The following is a 17,373-nucleotide window of genomic DNA, read 5'->3' as shown; positions in this document are numbered from 1 at the left end:
CCATGATCCGACTGAACCTTTCGAACCGACCCGAATGGCTGGACCTACTGCCCGGCCTTCGCGTGCTGGTGGCCCCTCTCACCACCGCGCTGATGGTCTCGGCGCGCGCCGATCCCTTGATCGACAATTTGTCGGAGGCATCAAGCCAGGAGGACTTAGCGCTGGCCATGGCCAAGGCCGTCGCCCGCCGCGCGCTGCTGGATTGGGAAGGCGTCGGCGACGATGACGGCAACCTCGTGCCCGTCAGCCCGGCCGGGATCGACGCCCTTCTCGAAATCTGGCCCGTCTTCGAGGCCTTCCAGGCGCAATACGTCGCCCGCGGCCTGATGCTGGATCAGGAAAAAAACGCATCCGCGCCCTCGCCGAATGGTCCTTCGGTGGGGGCGACGGCTATTGCGCGGCCTGCACGGGCCCCTGCCCGGACTGCCCCGTAAGGCTGAACCGGCCGCTGACGGTCGAGGGCTGGCAGGTCTGGGACCTGACCCAGCGCCTTGGCGGCCAGCTGCGCATCGCGCCCGGCGCCGTCATCGGATGGGACATGGGCGCGGCGCTTTCGCTGGCAGAGGCGCTGGGCGTCAATGCGCTGATCGCCGCCGAACTGCTGCCCGAGATCGAGGCGGTGATGGTGCGCAAACTGAACGAGCAGATGGAAGGACGCCGGAATGGCTGAGAAGAAGGTCTCCGTCCGCCTCGTGGCGGAGGGCGGACGCCGCGTGCGCGCCGAACTGGAGGGGGTGGGCGAGGCCGGGGCACGCGGCTTCGGTCGGCTCAGCCGCGAGATGGAACTGGCGAACACCCGGCTGGCCGCTTTCGCGCGCAGGGCGGGCCTTGCCCTCGGGGCCGCCGCTGCCGCCGCGACTGCCTCGCTCGGCCTGATTGTCCGCTCCACGGCCGAGAGCGCCGCGCAGATCCGGCAGTTCGCGCAGGTTGCCAATGCCACGCCCGAGGCCCTGCAGCGCTGGTCGGCTGGGGCGCGGACGGTGGGCATCGAACAGGAGAAGCTCGCCGACATCCTGAAGGATGTGAACGACAGGGTCGGAGATTTCCTGCAGACCGGCGGCGGGCCGATGGCGGATTTCTTCGAGAATGTCGCCCCGCGTGTGGGCGTGACGGCCGACCAGTTCGCCCGCCTATCGGGGCCGGAAGCCCTGCAGCTTTACGTCGACACCCTGGAGCGCGCCGGTCTGAGCCAGCAGGAGATGACCTTCTATCTCGAGGCCATGGCCTCGGACGCCACACGCCTGCTGCCGCTTTTGCGCAACGGCGGTGCGGAGATGGCCCGACTTGGGGATCAGGCCTCGGATCTCGGCGCCGTTCTGGACGGTGATGCTCTCGAAGCCCTGCGCCGCACGCAGCTGGCGCTGGGTACCGTATCCCTCGTGTTCGATGGCCTGCGCAACCGGATCGCCGTCGCCGTGGCGCCGACCATCGAGGTGCTGGCCAATGCCTTCGTCGCTCTGGCCTCCGACGGCGGCATCCTGCGTTCGGCCATCGACACACTGATCGGCAACCTCGGACGCTTGGCGTCCTATGCCGCGACCTTCGCCGCCGTCATGGCCGGGCGCTGGGTGGCGGGTCTCGCCACCGCAGCCCTCTCCGTGCGCGGGCTCGCGACGGCGCTCGTGGTCCTGCGCGGCGCCCTCATCCGCACCGGCGTCGGCGCCCTGATCGTTGGCACGGGCGAGCTGGTCTATCAGTTCTCACAGCTTGTCGCCCGGGTTGGTGGCGTGGGCGAGGCCTTCCGGCTTCTGGGCGATCTGGCCCGCGAGGTATGGTCGCGCATCGGCATGGCGTTGGACGCGGCCCTCGCGCGGATGGCGGTTGGATGGGAGGGCTTGAAGGCGGCAGGGCTCTCGGCCCTCGAGGGCACCATCGCGGGCGTGGTCAGCTTCGGCGACCGGACGGCGGCGATCTTCCAAGGCGCCTATGACGCGGCGGTGGCGATCTGGGGCAGTCTGCCCGGCGCCATCGGCGACTTCGCCTTCCAGGCCGCGAACGGGCTGATCTCGGGCGTCGAGGCGATGCTGAACGGCGTCGTCACCCGCATCAACAGCTTCATCGAGACCCTCAACGCGGCGCTGGCGCTGCTGCCCGAATGGGCCACGGGCGAAGGCGGCGTGCGGATCGGCATTCTCGATCCGGTGGAACTCGGCCGCATCGGCAATCCATTCGAAGGCGCGGCAACGGCCGCAGGGGCTGCGGCCGCGGATGCCTTCTCGGCGGCACTCGCGCGCACCTACCTCGAGCCGCCCGACCTCGGGCTTGGCACGATGGCCGAGGACGCCCGCGCCCGGGCCGACGGCTATCGCGAGGCCGCAGGCATGCTGGCTGACGCTGCCGGTCGGCCCCTGGCCAGCTGGCAGGCGCTGAAGGATGCCGTCACCGGCACGGGGACCGAGGCCGAGTCCGCACTGGCGGATGCGACTGGTGCGGCCGATGACCTAACTGCCGGTCTGAACGACACCGCCACCGCGGCCGATGGCGCAGGCGAAGCCGCGCGCAATGCAGGCGAAGCGGCCGCCGAGGGTGCAGACACGGCCCTCACCGGCTGGCAAGCCGTCACGGCAGCACTCGCTGACTACGCCGCAAAGGCGCGCGACATCGGCGGGGATATCGGCAGCGCGCTGGTCGGGGCCTTCCAGAGCGCGGAAAACGCCATCGGCGACTTTGTGAAGACCGGCAAGCTCGACTTCCGCGATCTGGTCACCTCGATGATCGCTGACCTCGCAAAGCTCGCGGCCCGTCGTTTCATCCTCGGCCCCATCGCTAATGCACTCTCCGGCGCGCTGGGCGGCGCGGGTGGGATTTTCGCGAACATCCTGCATGCGGGCGGGATGGTCGGCGCACCCGGTCCCGGCCGGATGGTCCCGGCATTGGCCTTTGCCGGTGCGCCGCGCATGCACAATGGCGGCTGGGCTGGGCTGCGGCCCGACGAGGTTCCAGCGATCCTGCAACGCGGCGAACGGGTTCTCTCCCGGCGCGAGGCGGCCGGTTACGGCCAGGCCAGTCCCTCGACCGTCAACGTCACGATCAACGCCCGCGACGCCGAGAGCTTCCGCCAGTCCCGAACGCAGGTCGCCAGCGACATCGCCCGCGCCGTGTCGCTGGGCCGGAGGGGGATGTGATGGCCTTCCACGAGGTTCGGTTTTCGGACAACATCAGCCGCGGTGCGCGCGGCGGCCCTGAGCGGCGCACCCAGATCGTCGAACTGGCCTCGGGCGCCGAGGAGCGCAATGCCAGCTGGGCCAACAGCCGCCGCCGCTATGATGTCGCCTACGGCATCCGCCGCGCCGACGATCTTGCGGAAATCGTCGCTTTCTTCGAGGCCCGCAACGGGCGCCTGCATGGCTTCCGCTTCAAGGACTGGGCCGACTTCAAGTCCTGCTTGCCGTCGCAGACGCCGGGGCCGAATGACCAGCCCATCGGCACAGGCAACGGGTCGGCCACGCAGTTTCAGCTGGTCAAAGGCTACACCTCGGGCGCGCAGTCCTGGACACGGTCCATCACCAAGCCCGTCGCCGGAACGGTGACCATCGCCCTGAACGGCACGCCGACAGCCTCCGGCTGGTCGGTCTCGACCGCAACCGGCCTGATCACCTTCATCACCGCTCCGGCCGCGGGCGTGGCGATCACCGCGGGCTTCGAATTCGACGTCCCCGTCCGCTTCGACACCGACGCCCTCGACGTCACCCTCGACCTCGAACGCCTCGGCTCGATCACCTCGATCCCGCTTCTGGAAATCCGCACATGAAGGCCCTGAACCCGACGCTGCAGGCCCACCTCGACGAGGGTACGACCACGCTTGCCTGGTGCTGGCGGATCACCCGCGCCGATGGTGTGACCTTTGGCTTCACAGACCACGACCGAACTCTCATCTTCGACGGCACCGCGTTCGAGCTGGAAAGCGGACTGACAGCGTCTGAGGTGCGGTCGGGGTCCGACCTCTCGGTCGATGCGCAAGACGCGCAAGGCGTGCTGTCGTCTGACCGGATCACCGAGACCGACATCCTCGATGGCCGATGGGACAACGCGACGGTCGAGGTCTGGCGGGTGAACTGGTCGGCCCCGGCGCAGCGCGTGCTCTTGCGCCGTGGGGCCATCGGCCAGATCCGGCGCGGGCGGTTGGCCTTCGTGGCAGAGGTGCGCAGCCTTGCCCATGTTCTCGGCCAGACAGTCGGGCGGACGTTTCAGGCCAGTTGCGACGCCGCGCTGGGCGATGCGCGCTGCGGCGTGAATCTCGAGGTCGCAGCCTTCAAGGGGGCCGGCGCGGTCATCGATGTGCTACGCGACCGCGCCTTCACGGCCTCCGGCCTCGGCCCCTTCGCGGCGAGCTGGTTCGCCTTCGGATTGGTCGAATGGACCAGCGGCGCGAATGTCGGGCGGCGGGTCGAGGTGCTTTCGCATGACCTCGTCGATGGAGTCGCCATCCTCACCCTGCTGGAAGCGCCGGTGCGCCCGATCACGGCGACGGATGTTTTTGTGGTCCGGGCGGGCTGCGACAAGCGGATCGCGACCTGCGGGACAAAGTTCGCCAACGTCGCCAACTTTCGCGGCTTCCCCCACATCCCAGGTCAAGACGCGGTCCTACGCTATGCGACGAAGGACGGTGGGCACGAGGGGGCGGTGTTATGAAGACCGCCGATCCCGCCCTTGTCATTGCCGTCGCGCGGTCGTGGCTCGGTACGCCCTATCACGACCAGGCCAGCCTGCGCGGGGTCGGCTGCGATTGCCTCGGCCTTGCACGCGGCGTCTGGCGCGAAGTCGTCGGGCCGGAGCCATTTCCCATCCCGCCTTACAGCCGGGACTGGGGCGAGACCGGCCCGCGTGAGGTGCTGGGTGACGGCGCGCGGTCGATGATGCCCGAGATCGCTCCGGCCGACGCCCCACCCGGTGCGTTGATCCTGTTCCGCATGATGCCGCGCGCCATCGCCAAGCATGTCGGGATCCTCACCGGCCCCGACACCTTCCTCCACGCCTATGAACGCCTCGGCGTGATCGAAGAACCGCTGACACCTTCATGGCGACGCCGCATCGCCTTCGCTTTCCTCTTCCCCACACGCTGAGATTTTACCATGGCCACGCTTGTCCTCGGCGCTGTCGGTTCCGCCATCGGCGGAGCCTTCGGCGGCGCGATCCTCGGCTTTTCGGGCGCCGCTATCGGCGGTTTCATCGGCTCGACCATCGGGTCGGTGGTCGACAGCTGGATTGTGTCCTCGCTGGCCCCGGCGCAGAAGATCGAGGGCCAGCGCCTCGACAGTCTTCGGATCACCTCCGCGACCGAGGGGGCGATCATCCCGCGCCTCTACGGCCGCATGCGCATCGGCGGCAACATCATCTGGGCCACGGATTTCCGCGAGGAGACGAAGACCACGACGCAGGGTGGCGGCAAGGGCGGTGGCGGTGGCCGGGTCCAGACGACCGAGTATCTGTACTACGCCAGCTTCGCCGTGGCGCTCTGCGAGGGGCCGATCACCGGCATCGGCCGCATCTGGGCCGACGGCAAGCCGCTCGACATGAGCGGCATCACCTGGCGCTGGTATCCCGGCGACGAGGCGCAGACGCCTGACCCGTTCATCGCGGCAACGATGGGAGCGGCCAACACCCCCGCCTATCGCGGGACAGCCTATGTGGTCTTCGAGGAACTGGCGCTCGCGACCTACGGCAACCGCCTGCCTCAACTGTCGTTCGAGGTCTTCCGCCCGCTCGCGGATCCCGACACGGCCGAGGGGCTGGTCAAGGCGGTCACCATGATCCCGGCCTCTGGCGAGTTCTCCTATGCGACGGAGGCTGTCCGCAAGACGGTCGGGGCCACGACCACGGTCTTCGGCCAGACGACAGGCGGAAGCACCTCGGCCGAGAACCTGAACGCGCTGCCCGACGAGACCGACATCGTCGTGGCCCTCGATCGGCTACAGGCCATGGCACCGGCCGTGGAAAGCGTCAGCCTGGTCGTCGCCTGGTTCGGCGATGATCTGCGCGCGGGCAACTGCACCATCAAGCCCGGCGTGGAGGTGGTGACCAAGGTTACAAGCCCCAAGGTCTGGACGGTCAACGGGGTTGCCCGCGCTGCCGCCCACTTAGTTAGCCGTGACGCCGAGGATCGGCCGGTCTATGGCGGCACGCCTGCCGACTTCGCGGTGGTGCAGGCGATCCGCGAGATGAAGGCGCGCGGGTTGCGGGTCACCTTCTATCCGTTCCTGCTGATGGATGTGCCACCCGGCAACACCCTGCCGAACCCCTACAGCGCGAATGCAGCCATGCCGGGCCAGCCCAGCTTCCCCTGGCGCGGGCGGATCACCTGTTCCCCGGCGGCGGGCTATGCCGGGACTGCGGACAAGACCGCCGCTGCGGCGACGCAGGTCTCCAGCTTCTTCGGCGCGGCGACCCCGGCGCAATTCGCCGTTTCCGGCGACACCGTCAGCTGGACCGGCCCCTTGGGCGATTGGGGCTTGCGGCGGATGATCCTGCACTACGCCCATCTCTGCGCGGTGGCAGGCGGTGTCGATGCCTTCCTGATCGGCACCGAGATGCGCGGTCTGACCACGATCCGGTCGAGCGCCAGCGCCTATCCGTCCGTTACCGCCTTCAAGGCGCTGGCGGCGGATGTGAAGACGATCCTCGGGCCGGGCACCAAGGTGGGCTACGCTTCCGACTGGTCGGAATATTTCGGGCATCAGCCCGGCGACGGGACCGGAGATGTGTTCTTTCACCTCGACCCTCTCTGGTCGGACGCCAACATCGACTTCGTCGGCATCGACAACTACATGCCGCTCTCCGACTGGCGCGACGGGTTCGACCACGCCGATGCGCTTGAAGGCTGGCCTGCGATCCATGACCGGGGCTATTTGCAGGCCAACATCGCAGGCGGCGAGGGCTTCGACTGGTTCTATGCCAGCGCCGCCGACCGGTCCGCGCAACTACGGACGCCCATCACCGATGGCAGCGCGGGCAAGCCTTGGGTGTTCCGCTACAAGGATCTGCGCGCCTGGTGGTTGAACCCGCATTTCAACCGGCCGGGCGGCATCGAGAGCGGCACACCGACGGCATGGGTGCCGCAGTCCAAGCCGATCTGGTTCACCGAACTGGGGTGCCCGGCCATCGACCGGGGCACGAACCAGCCGAACGTCTTCTTCGACCCGAAGTCCTCGGAGAGCTTCACGCCCTGGTTCTCGCGCGGCTGGCGCGACGATGCCATCCAGCGTGCCTATCTCGAGGCGAGCTATCTGTGGTGGGGTCAGAGCGCGAACAACCCGACCTCGTCCGTCTACGGGGGCCGCATGGTCCACGTTCCCGAATGTGCCGCCTGGACCTGGGACGCGCGGCCCTATCCGTTCTTCCCCGAACTGACCGGGATCTGGACGGACGCCCCGAACTGGCGGCTCGGTCACTGGCTGACCGGACGGCTCGGCGCGGTGTCGCTGGCGGCCCTCGTGCGCCATCTCTGCCTGCGCGCTGGGCTGGCCGAAAGCCTGATCGACGTCTCTGGCCTCCGGGGCGCGGTCGAGGGCTATGTGATTGGGGCGCTGGAAAGCCCTCGGGCATCGATTTCCACGCTGGCCCGCCACTTCGGCTTCGACGCCATCGAGACCGAAGGCGTGATCCGCTTTGTTATGCGCGGCCCGGCATCGCTCGCCACGCTGTCCATCGACGATCTGGTGGCCAGTCGTGAGGGCGAGGCCATCGAACTGATCCGCGGTCAGGAGACCGAACTGCCGCAGGCGCTGAAGTGGCAGGTCGCGCGGGCGGATGAGGACTATGATGCCGCGCTAGTAGAAGCGCGAAGGATCACAGTCGACACCACCCGGATCGCCTCCGAGTCCTTCCCGATGGCGATCCCGCCCGAGGAGGCCGAGCGCCGCTGCCGCCGCGCACTGATGGAGGCGTGGATCGGAAGGGAGAGCGCCACCTTCCGCCTGCCGCCCTCGCGTCTTGCTCTCGACCCCGCCGACGTGATCCGGCTCGCGCACGACGGCCGCGAGGTAGAATTCCGGCTGGTGTCCGTGTCCGACTCGGAAGCACGAGGGATCGAAGCTGTCCGCCAAGACCGTGCCGCCTACGATCTTCCACCCGGCGATCCCCGCCCGGCCTCGCTCACCAGCCCCGTCGTCTTCGGTACGCCGGAAGTGGTGATGCTGGACCTCCCGCAGATTTCGGAGGACCAGCCCGCCCATCGCCCCCTGATCGCCGCCCATGCCAGCCCTTGGCCGGGCGAGATCGCCGTCTTCCGCAGCGCCTCGACGAATGGGTTCAACCTCCTGACCACCTTCGGCAGTCGGGCGCGGATCGGCACGCTGGCCTTCGACTTCTTTCCCGGCCCCACCTCACGCTTCGATCTCGGCAACGCGCTGGTGGTCGATCTGTTGTCCGGAACGCTGGAAAGCGTGACCGACGTCACCTTGTTCGGCGGGGCAAATGCACTGGCGATCGAGAGCGCTGCTGACCAATGGGAGATCGTCCAGGCAGGCGCGGCCGAACTGATCGCCTCCGGGCGCTATCGCCTGACCCGGCTCTTGCGCGGCCTGCGCGGAACGGAACAGGCCATGGGCAACTCGGCCCCCGCCGGGGCGCGGGTTGTGGTGCTGGATGCGACGCTAGCCCAGCTACCCATCGCCGAGGCTGACCTCGGCCTGCCTTGGAACTGGCGTGTCGGCCCGGCCGCGCGCGCGGTCACTGATGACCGCTATGCCGCGCTGGGCTTCACCCCGACTGGCCGGGGGCTTGTCCCCTTCGCGCCGGTCCATGTCGAGCAGCCATGGCGAATAGCCCGCAACCCGGGCGATCTGACCATCCGTTGGACGCGGCGGTCCCGGGCGCTGGTCGCGGATGCCTGGGAACAGGTCGAGGTGCCATTGGCTGAGGACGTTGAGTCCTACGATGTGCAGATCCTCGACGGGACGACCGTCAAGCGCACTCTGACCAGCAGTACGACCTCCGTCCTCTACACCGCCGCCCAGCAGACCGCCGATTGGGGCGCCCCGCTTGGCCCCGGCCAGACGCTGGCGATCCGCATCTACCAGCTTTCGAACCGCCTCGGGCGCGGCACGCCCGCCGCGGTCACGCTGCAATTCTGAGCCCAACCCACGGGAAGCCAAATGTCCGACACCTCGACCCATCTGGGCCTGCCCTACCTTCTGGCCGCGCAGGCGCAGAAGCATGTCACGCACAACGAGGCGCTGCGCCTGCTCGACGCGATAGTGCAGCTCTCGGTCCTCGACCGCACGCGGACTGCCCCGCCCGCAAGCCCCGCCGATGGGAACCGGTATCTTGTGGCCTCGGGCGCCACCGGCCTCTGGGCTGGGTGGGACTTGAACGTGGCCTTCTGGGTTGACGGCGCGTGGATCCGGCTGGTGCCGCGCACTGGCTGGCTGGTGTGGGTCGCAGCCGAGGGCCTGTTACTCGTCTGGAGCGGCAGCGTCTGGGAGGTGGTGGGCGAGCCGCGCGACGTCTCGGACGCCGTGTTCAGCCTGGTGAACGATGCCGATCCAACGAAGAAGGCCACTTTCTCGCTGGCGGGGATCAGCGCCGGGACGACGCGGAGTTTCACGCTGCCGAATACTTCGTCGGAGCTGGCGATCCTCGCGGGAACGCAAACCTTCACCGGGAACAAGACCTTCTCGGGGACGCTGACGGCGTCCGGGACCGTCACCGTCTCGGCGGCCAGCGCCAGCATCGGCACGGCCACGACGACCGCCACCTATGGCATGGGCACCGGGACGACGACCACCGGCGTCACCAAGACCGTGAACATCGGCACTGGCGGCGCTTCCGGGTCGACCACGGTCGTGAACATCGGCTCTGCGACGGCTGGCGCAGGCGGTACGACGGTGGTGAACACGCCCACGGTCACCTTTGCCAATGCCGTGACGCAGGTCGGCATGCCGCAGGCCAACCTGACAGCGCAGCTCTTGGGCCTCGGCGGGGCGACGGCCGACAGCTACAACCGGATGTCGGTCAACACCCCGGCCGTGCTGCTGAACAACGCAGGCGCGGGGATCGAGGCGACCGTGAACAAGGCCGCCCCGGCGAACGACGCCGCCTTTGCCTTCAAGACCGGGTTTTCGGCGCGGGCACTGATCGGCCTCCTAGGCAACGATGACTTCAGCTTCAAGGTCAGTCCGGACGGGTCCGCCTTCTTCGATGCCTTCAGGGTCGACCGCACCAACGGCCGCGTCGAACTGGCCGAGCCGATCGTCTTGCCCGCCCATGATGCCGTCCCCTCGCCACCACCCGCAGGCAAACTCGCGCTTTATGCCCGTGACCGCGCGGGGATGGGCTGGCTCGATGTCGAACGCCCCTCGGGCCGCCACTTCCCGCTCCAGCCGCATTTCGGGGTCAACCGGATCGCGACCTGGGCGCCATCGACCAGCACCACGATCAACACCAACGGCATGCCGCGCACGGCCGTCGGCACAGCAGCCACACCGACGCTGGCCACGACCAACCTCTCCACCTCCATGCGCCGCTGGCGGATGACATCGGCGGCCACGGCCGGGGCGGCGGCTGAGGAACGCTCGGCGGGATGGGTCTGCTGGCGCGGCAATGCCGAGGGCCTCGGCGGTTTCACCTATGTGAACCGTCTGTCGCTGGTCACGCTGCAGGCAACGGGCATGGGGTTCTTCGGCCTGATCGGGTCGGTCGCGGCGCTGTCCACCACCCTGACCCTCTCGGCCGTCGTCAACGCGCTGGGCATCGGGTTCGAGCGCGGCACGCATGCCAACTGGCAGATCGTCCACAACGACGGCGCGGGCGCGCCGACCCTGATCGACCTCGGCGCGGGCTTCCCCGTGGCCAGCACGACGAAGGTGCTGACCCTCTACATCGCGGCGGCCCCGAACGACAGCGCGGTCGGCATTCGGGTCGTCGAGGAGGTCTCGGGCGCGGTGGCCGAAGCCACGATCACCACCGACATGCCCGCAGCAGCCCAGCTCCTGAGCCCGCGCAACTACCTCAACAACGGCAGCACCGCCGCGGCCGTCGCCTATGACTGCTCCGGCGTCTACGTCGAGACCGATTACTGAAGCGCCACATCGTGTGGCCGGAAAGGACAATGATGAACGACCAGACCACTCTCGCCGACGCAGTCGCGCGGGCCTTTCGGGACCACGGGATCACCGCCGCGCTCACCGCCCTGATCGGCGGCACCATGGCCCTGATCGCGGCGATCACGCGCAAGGCCTTCACCAACGAGGCCCTGCTGGATCGCCTTGATCGCGAACTCATCGCTGATCGGGACCGGATCGACCGTCAGCGCAGCGAGGATCGCAAGGCCGACAGCGACCGCCTCGACCGTATCGAAACCGACATCCGCTCCATGCGGGATATGCTGTTCGACGCCTTCCAGCGCGGCCGATCCGACTGACCCATCCGAACCTCGCCGACCGACACCCCACCCGCCCCGGAGGCGGGTTTTTTCATCTGGAGGATCCCATGCCCACCCTGACCTACCCCCACTGGCGCGATGTGCCCGCGAGCGCCTGGCGCTGGCCGAACTTCTCGGCGGCCGAAATTGCCTGTCGCGGTACCGGCGCGATCAAGATCAACACCGAGGCGATGGACAAGCTCCAAGCCCTGCGCGACCGCCTCAGCAAGCCGCTGATCGTCCGCTCCGCCTATCGCAGCCCCGAACACAATCGCGCTGTCGGCGGGGCCCCAGCCTCGAAACACATGCAGGGCACCGCTTTCGACATCGCCATGGCAAACCACGATCCCGCAGCCTTCGAGGCGGCGGCACGGGCAATCGGGTTCCTCGGTTTCGGCTATTACCCCCGCTCGGGCTTCATGCACATCGACCTTGGCCCCACCCGATCCTGGGGCGATCCCTTCCCGGCGCGATCCGTGCCCTTCGCCCCGGAACTGCCGCCCGTGCGCGAAGTCTTGTCGGAAAGCCGCACCCTGCGCGGTGGGGGCGCTGCGGGTGCGGCGACGGTCGGCGCGGCCGGGGTGGAGGTGCTGCAGGACGTTCTTGCCGAGACCCAGTCCACGATCCAGCCGCTGGTGCCCTACCTCGACACGCTGCGCTGGGTGCTGATCGTCATCGCGCTGATCGGCATCGCCGTCACGATCCACGCCCGGCTCGACGACTGGAAGCGGGGCCAGCGGTGACCCTTTGGCTCTTCACCCATGGCCCGGCGCGGAAAGCGCTGGGCCTCATCCTCGCCGCCGCAGCGATCCTGCTGTTCCTCCTGAACCTGCGCCGCGCCGGGGAACGCGCCGGGCGCGCCGCCGAACGGCTTGATGCCGGAGAGAGAAACGATGCCGTCCACCGCCAAATGCTCGACGCCGCCGCCCGCCGCCCTGCTGATCGTGACGCTCTGGCTGACCGGCTGCGCGATGGGCGGTTCTGACGCTCACCCGCCATGTCCGCCCGTAGTCGAGTATTCCACCTCCGATCAGGCGCGCGCAGCTAACGAGGTCGAGGAGCTGCCGGAAGGTACTATCATCATCAGAATGCTAGGCGACTACGCGGTGCTGCGCGAACAGGCGCGCGCGTGCCGGTGAAAGCCGGGCCGGGCGAAGCCAGCCATGAGGCAACCGCCAGACGCCTCGACCGCAGCGCATCGCCCGGCCCGGTTCATGGATTCACACTGTCAACGAGCGGCAGGGAGTCGCTGCTCGGCGATGATGGCAGATGCGTTCACTCCAGTCTCTTGCCGCGATGGGCACAATTGTGCACCTGCCAGGGGCTGGACGTTCGCCCTCACGGTAGTGAGGGGGACATTTCTTCGAGGCCAGTGAGTATCCGGCCACGAATGCGGTCCACCAGGTTGGCACCGGTTGAGATGTCGAAGCTCGCCGTTTCCAGCAGTGTTTCCTGACCCGTCACCCGGAACCGCGCGCGGATCCCCTCTTTGTCGCCCAAGGCCGCATGGTGGGGATAAAGCAGCGTCAGACGCGGGGCCTTGTAGAGGTGGGCGTAGGCCATCATCTGATAGACGTCCGCCTGGGAGACCCCCTGTTTCGGATCGTCGATCCGGTCGGAAATACGTTTCCACTTGGTGTCGATCACATGGGCGACCAGATCGCCACGCTTGATGAGGATGTCGGGCTTGGTCTGGAAAACCGCCCGATCGTCATCCACCGACGTCAGGCAGAACAAGCGGCCACCCTGCAGCGTCACGCGGAATTCGGACCCCACCAGCGCCCGCGTCACCAGACGGCCGATGTACTCCTCGAAGAGTGCATTCATCTCGAACAGCAGGGCCGATCCCTGCCCTGACCCGGCGCTGGTGGTCTGGTATCGGTTGCGCAGAAACAGTTGCGCCATTCCAAAGAGTTCCTGCCAGGCACTGTTCGTGCGGTCGATGACGACGTCGTCCCACCGCAGGGCGGGCACCTGCACCTCCGCCACATTGGCATAGACGAAGGCCAGTTCCCGCAGGCGCTGCACATTCGTCGCGTTGCGCGACATGCCCGCCAGATGCGCGATGGTCGCTTTCATGATGCGGTTGAGGGCGATATCCTCGGACAACTCGTCATAGCGGCACGCCACGCGGCCCGGGTTTGCGAGATGCCGCGTGAACTGACGCGGGATATCCAGCGATCCCCGCAAGGTCGGCAGGTCATCATCTTGCAGGGTATAGCGACGCGGCATGCCTCGTCGAACCGCCTCGGTCAGCTTGCCGCAAAAGATGCGGATCAGGATTTCCAGCAGCGTTTCGCGCTGCCAGTCGAGGTCGGTCATGCGTCCGGTCTCGATCTTCAGGTCGAGCGCCACCGCCAGCATGTGGACAAGACGCTTGCGGATTTCGCGCGTCTCTTGTGCCGATCCTTCCTTTTCGCCGACATCGATCTTCGGGAGGATTTCCAGCGTACAGCCCGGCACCGCCAGAACGCCGACCACCCCGCGCGCCCGCAGGTCATGGCGCCGATCCTCCAGCACGCCACCGCCGCCACGCCCGGCGAAGGGGGATGCCTTGGCCAGTGCCACAAGGCGCTGGGCAAGATGCGACGGAATACACCCCTCCCCATCGCCATGGGGCACAGCCTCCCATTCGCGGACGGAGAAGGCGGGCATCAGGCCGCGAACTCGGAGAAGTCGAACTGGTCCTTCACCCGCCAGCGCAGCCGCTCGGCCCCGAAATCATCCGCGGCAAGTCCCGGCGGCGCGTCCAGGCGGCGCGCCTCCAGAAACCGGGACGGCCCCTGCGGGCCATCGCCCAGAACAGCGGCGACCTTCGACCAATCCTCGTAGAAGTACTCGGACAGGAGCGGGATGACCTTGTGCCGCATCACGTCCTCGACCTCTTCGGCAGACTTGCAACCGGTGAAATAGGCGTGCCCGATCTGGTGTTCGCGGTCGAAGAGATACTCGATACGGTCGTTGATCGTGGTCAGCAGCTTCTGCAGATTGATCCCGCCGACATTCGGGGACAGGACCGCCGGGTTCGGCATCAATTCCTTGAAGGTGAACCGGCGGCGCAGGGCGGTATCCAGCAGCGCAATCGAGCGGTCGGCCGTGTTCATCGTGCCGATGATGTGCAGGTTCTGCGGCACACCGAATCGCTTCTTCGAATATGGCAAGGTCAGCTGGATTTCGTCGCGCCGCCCGAGGCGCTTATCCGGTTCCAGGAGCGTGATCAGTTCGCCGAAGACCTTCGAGATATTGGCCCGGTTGATCTCGTCGATGATCAGGACATGCGCAGCTGAGGTGTTGTGCTCGACCCGGACTGTGGCGTCCGACGTCTGCGGCCCGCCATGAGTTCGAGGAAACGAGGACGCTTCTACTGCTGCCGCGTCCGCAGGCACCAACCATGCCTGGTCCGGATGACTGGCCCATGTGGGCATGTTGTGTTTCTCCCAACCGCCGGTCGGCTCAATGCCCGTTTCCCGACCGGACCGCACGAGGGCCTCCCGATACTGTTGGAGGGAAAAACCTTGCGGGTGGGCCTGCGCCAACTCTTGCGCGACATCCTGGGCAAGCTTCCGGAAAGTGCCATCGCGCACAGGCGGCAGTTGACCCAAGGTGAACAGGTCATTTTCCAAACCCTGTTGGGGCTGACGATCTCTGTTATCTGAGGACTCTGTCTCAGGCGGCACAGACACAGCGACGTCCGGCTCTGGGGCATCAGGCATCGCTTCATCTGCATCCTGCCCGGTGCTCGCGCCATCCCATACAGTGGCCTCTGCGCGCCGAGCAACTCGCTGGAAGATCCCGGCGACAGGTTCAAGGCGGAAGCCCGCACCATTTTCAGACGGATCGTCCCCGTCGATGCCAGGTCTCAGACCCTCGACGAACTCCTCGTATGACATCGACTGGTGGAAGGTCACGAACTCGATCCGCCCCTCGGACATCAAACGCCGGTATTCCGCCATCAACCGATCACGGTTGCTCTCGCCAGAGAGATCAGCAGCAACGGCGTCGCCCAGACAGAGGCGAACCGCCTCCCACGCCGTCTGGTAGGTCTTGCCGGTGCCGGGAGGTCCGTAGAGGATCAGGTTGGTGGTCGCAGTCTGAACGGCGTGCGGCATGGGTATATCCTTCGCGGCCCCGTCCTGCGCGAGGACGAAGGTGTATTCGGTCGTGGTGCTGCGTTCCGGCCCGGACCGTGTAGGCGCGGGGACCGAGGCAAGCTTCTGGAACATCTCGCCTTCCAGCGCCTGGCAGACGTTCGCCCAGTTCTTCACGAGGCCCGCCATGTCGTGCAGGTCACCTGCACGGATCGTGATAGAAGGCTGCCCGGCCTCGCGCGCAGGTGCGATGAAGTAGTTCAACGCGACCAGACGGGCCCGGTCTGCCCCGCGCATCAGGTGGGCGTATTGCTCTGGAAGGGGAAGCGGCAGGTCGTTCTGATCGACGACGATGTATCCAGCCGCGTGCAGCCGTGCCGCGGCATCATATTGGGTGCTCCAGCCACCGACGAATTTCTGAGCCGACTTGCCGAGCAAATAGCCCACAATCGGCTTCGTCGGAAATCGTCTGTTCTCTCGCGCTTTCGTTGAGCGAACCCAATAAGTCTTCGGCTCATCGAACCCTGAGAAAACATCCGCATGGGCGCCGGATGCCCGAAATTCGTCGAACGCATCCATCGCCGCTTCGATCCGTTCGCGCGAAAACGTCTGATCGGAAGCGTCTTCACTTCCGTGCAGGACACGGTATCCGAGTTTCTCCAACACCGCGTGTGTGCGCGGACCACCCTGGCCGCCGAAGAATTCCTTCATGGGGAGGGCCCTGCCACCTGGCAGATGCCCGAGGGCGGCCGCGACCGTCGCCTTCGCGGGATAGGAACGCCCAGTGGCATCGTCCTGGAACTGAGTCGCGCCATCGGCATAGCCACCGCGCGCAAGGAAGGCCGCCAGACCCATTTCATCGCATTCGCGGATTGCAGCTTCGATTTCTTTGCGGGTGAGGCGATCCAGCAAGGACTGATGATCGGCAACGTCTGACCCCTTGCGCCGGATCTGATATCCCAGAGCTTCAAGCCTTGCGAATGACTGCGCCTCTCCGAAGCCGTTGAAGAATTCCTTCGCCGAGAGGGCCCGGCCATCGGGAAGATGCGCCAAGGCCGCTGCGACGGTCGCCTTCGCCGGATAGGACTGCTCGTTGCCTTCGTCGCCGACCCACACCTGGGGACTGGCAAAGCCCCCACGGGCAAGAAAGGCCTTCAGGCCCAGCTGATCGCACTCCTGCATCGCCGCGTCGATTTCTTTGCGGGTAAGGCGGTCGACCAATGCCCGGTGTTCCGCCTTGTCCGGCACATTGGATTGTTCGGTCAGGAAGGAATGATACAGCTTCAGCGCCTGCTGGAGGCTGGCAAGCCCCGTGCGCAAGACACCGTCGATGGGCACCGGCGATGGGTTCGGGCGTTCCGCGCGTTCATCCTCGGCCGAGTAGGCAAACCGGTTCAGGATGCTGTCCCGATCCTCCTGCGCGAACAGCTCGTCCAGATCGCCCAGATATTGTTCCACGCGCTTTGCGCTGCTCGCCCGTGAGGAGGCGGTTGCCTCCGTCTGGCCCTGCGCCACCAACCATTTACGGAACTCGTCCTGTTGCATCGTTTCGCCCCCTGCCTCGCCGAATGGTGACGTTCCAAGGTCAGGAAGCCGCGGGCAAAATCCGTCGTCGTCAATTCACCGTCTGGAACCATGGGCCGATGATGGCCGGAAGGAAGCAGGTGCGCAACTGCGAGTTGCCCGCCGCTGCGTGCGGATGCGTGATTATCCGTGCTGCTGCGGCCTTTCTGATGTCGTGTTGATGTGGCGTTGATGTAAACCGGAACGCCAAAAACCCGACGGTTTACGTCGGGTTCTAAGCATTTGATATATTTGATAGATTTGGTTGCGGGGGCAGGATTTGAACCTGCGGCCTTCAGGTTATGAGCCTGACGAGCTACCGGGCTGCTCCACCCCGCGTCCGGGTGTTTTTTGTATCGTTGA

At 66.8% G+C, this 17,373-nt stretch carries 13 protein-coding genes and 1 tRNA gene; 11 read left to right on the top strand and 3 right to left on the bottom strand.

Features of this window, described 5'->3' with window-relative positions; all coding sequences use genetic code 11:
• Window positions 1-2: 2 nt before the first annotated feature.
• The 11 genes from IE126_RS21360 to IE126_RS21310 all read left to right on the top strand — a co-directional run bounded on the left by IE126_RS21360 (window position 3) and on the right by IE126_RS21310 (window position 12,344).
• Window positions 3-434 (top strand): hypothetical protein, encoded by a 432-nt coding sequence (locus IE126_RS21360; protein ID WP_189382175.1) that lies wholly within the window; start codon window positions 3-5, stop codon window positions 432-434.
• Entirely contained in the window at window positions 350-670 is a 321-nt protein-coding gene (locus tag IE126_RS26570; RefSeq protein WP_456071388.1) for a DUF7697 family protein, read from the top strand. The genes IE126_RS21360 and IE126_RS26570 overlap by 85 nt, the downstream gene beginning before the upstream one ends.
• Entirely contained in the window at window positions 663-3,125 is a 2,463-nt protein-coding gene (locus IE126_RS21350; protein ID WP_189382174.1) for a phage tail tape measure C-terminal domain-containing protein, read from the top strand. Before IE126_RS26570 ends, IE126_RS21350 begins: the two co-directional genes overlap by 8 nt.
• Window positions 3,125-3,751 (top strand): DUF2460 domain-containing protein, encoded by a 627-nt coding sequence (locus IE126_RS21345; RefSeq protein ID WP_189382173.1) that lies wholly within the window; start codon window positions 3,125-3,127, stop codon window positions 3,749-3,751. Before IE126_RS21350 ends, IE126_RS21345 begins: the two co-directional genes overlap by 1 nt.
• On the top strand, window positions 3,748-4,632 hold the full coding sequence (locus IE126_RS21340) for a DUF2163 domain-containing protein (RefSeq protein ID WP_189382172.1): 885 nt from the start codon (window positions 3,748-3,750) through the stop codon (window positions 4,630-4,632). The genes IE126_RS21345 and IE126_RS21340 overlap by 4 nt, the downstream gene beginning before the upstream one ends.
• Window positions 4,629-5,063, top strand: a complete 435-nt coding sequence (locus IE126_RS21335; RefSeq protein ID WP_189382171.1) for an NlpC/P60 family protein — start codon at window positions 4,629-4,631, stop codon at window positions 5,061-5,063. Before IE126_RS21340 ends, IE126_RS21335 begins: the two co-directional genes overlap by 4 nt.
• 9 nt (window positions 5,064-5,072) lie before the next feature.
• Window positions 5,073-9,071, top strand: a complete 3,999-nt coding sequence (locus IE126_RS21330) for a baseplate multidomain protein megatron (protein WP_189382170.1) — start codon at window positions 5,073-5,075, stop codon at window positions 9,069-9,071.
• A gap of 21 nt (window positions 9,072-9,092) precedes the next feature.
• Complete coding sequence (locus IE126_RS21325; protein ID WP_189382169.1) at window positions 9,093-11,018, top strand: DUF2793 domain-containing protein; 1,926 nt, start codon at window positions 9,093-9,095, stop codon at window positions 11,016-11,018.
• Between the two features lie 32 nt (window positions 11,019-11,050).
• Window positions 11,051-11,359 carry a hypothetical protein gene (locus IE126_RS21320; protein ID WP_189382212.1) on the top strand — a complete coding sequence of 103 codons (309 nt, stop codon included), beginning with the start codon at window positions 11,051-11,053 and terminating at the stop codon, window positions 11,357-11,359.
• 68 nt (window positions 11,360-11,427) lie between these two features.
• Window positions 11,428-12,102, top strand: coding sequence for a YcbK family protein (locus tag IE126_RS21315; RefSeq protein ID WP_189382168.1), 675 nt, complete (start codon window positions 11,428-11,430; stop codon window positions 12,100-12,102).
• Window positions 12,099-12,344, top strand: a complete 246-nt coding sequence (locus IE126_RS21310; RefSeq protein WP_189382167.1) for a hypothetical protein — start codon at window positions 12,099-12,101, stop codon at window positions 12,342-12,344. Before IE126_RS21315 ends, IE126_RS21310 begins: the two co-directional genes overlap by 4 nt.
• Window positions 12,345-12,697: 353 nt before the next feature.
• Here the strand turns inward: IE126_RS21310 and IE126_RS21305 are convergent, their stop codons facing one another.
• From IE126_RS21305 to IE126_RS21295, 3 genes are all read right to left on the bottom strand, one after another.
• Window positions 12,698-14,014, bottom strand: a complete 1,317-nt coding sequence (locus IE126_RS21305; protein WP_189382166.1) for an McrC family protein — start codon at window positions 14,012-14,014, stop codon at window positions 12,698-12,700.
• Window positions 14,014-16,992 (bottom strand): McrB family protein, encoded by a 2,979-nt coding sequence (locus IE126_RS26095; RefSeq protein ID WP_229825767.1) that lies wholly within the window; start codon window positions 16,990-16,992, stop codon window positions 14,014-14,016. Before IE126_RS26095 ends, IE126_RS21305 begins: the two co-directional genes overlap by 1 nt.
• A 280-nt stretch (window positions 16,993-17,272) precedes the next feature.
• Window positions 17,273-17,349 (bottom strand) — tRNA-Met (locus IE126_RS21295).
• Window positions 17,350-17,373 lie beyond the last annotated feature (24 nt).

Origin of the sequence: Gemmobacter nanjingensis (assembly GCF_014652195.1) — a bacterium.
GTDB lineage: Bacteria > Pseudomonadota > Alphaproteobacteria > Rhodobacterales > Rhodobacteraceae > Gemmobacter > Gemmobacter caeni.
This window is presented reverse-complemented; position numbering and strand designations above follow the sequence as displayed.

Bases quoted from the DNA above. Each gene is read 5' to 3' on its own strand.
- IE126_RS21340 (WP_189382172.1), top strand. From the start codon at position 3,748: ATGAAGGCCCTGAACCCGACGCTGCAGGCCCACCTCGACGAGGGTACG.
- IE126_RS21345 (WP_189382173.1), top strand. From the start codon at position 3,125: ATGGCCTTCCACGAGGTTCGGTTTTCGGACAACATCAGCCGCGGTGCG.
- IE126_RS21325 (WP_189382169.1), top strand. From the start codon at position 9,093: ATGTCCGACACCTCGACCCATCTGGGCCTGCCCTACCTTCTGGCCGCG.
- IE126_RS21315 (WP_189382168.1), top strand. From the start codon at position 11,428: ATGCCCACCCTGACCTACCCCCACTGGCGCGATGTGCCCGCGAGCGCC.
- IE126_RS26095 (WP_229825767.1), bottom strand. From the start codon at position 16,992: ATGCAACAGGACGAGTTCCGTAAATGGTTGGTGGCGCAGGGCCAGACG.
- IE126_RS21320 (WP_189382212.1), top strand. From the start codon at position 11,051: ATGAACGACCAGACCACTCTCGCCGACGCAGTCGCGCGGGCCTTTCGG.
- IE126_RS21360 (WP_189382175.1), top strand. From the start codon at position 3: ATGATCCGACTGAACCTTTCGAACCGACCCGAATGGCTGGACCTACTG.
- IE126_RS21330 (WP_189382170.1), top strand. From the start codon at position 5,073: ATGGCCACGCTTGTCCTCGGCGCTGTCGGTTCCGCCATCGGCGGAGCC.
- IE126_RS21305 (WP_189382166.1), bottom strand. From the start codon at position 14,014: ATGCCCGCCTTCTCCGTCCGCGAATGGGAGGCTGTGCCCCATGGCGAT.
- IE126_RS21335 (WP_189382171.1), top strand. From the start codon at position 4,629: ATGAAGACCGCCGATCCCGCCCTTGTCATTGCCGTCGCGCGGTCGTGG.
- IE126_RS21350 (WP_189382174.1), top strand. From the start codon at position 663: ATGGCTGAGAAGAAGGTCTCCGTCCGCCTCGTGGCGGAGGGCGGACGC.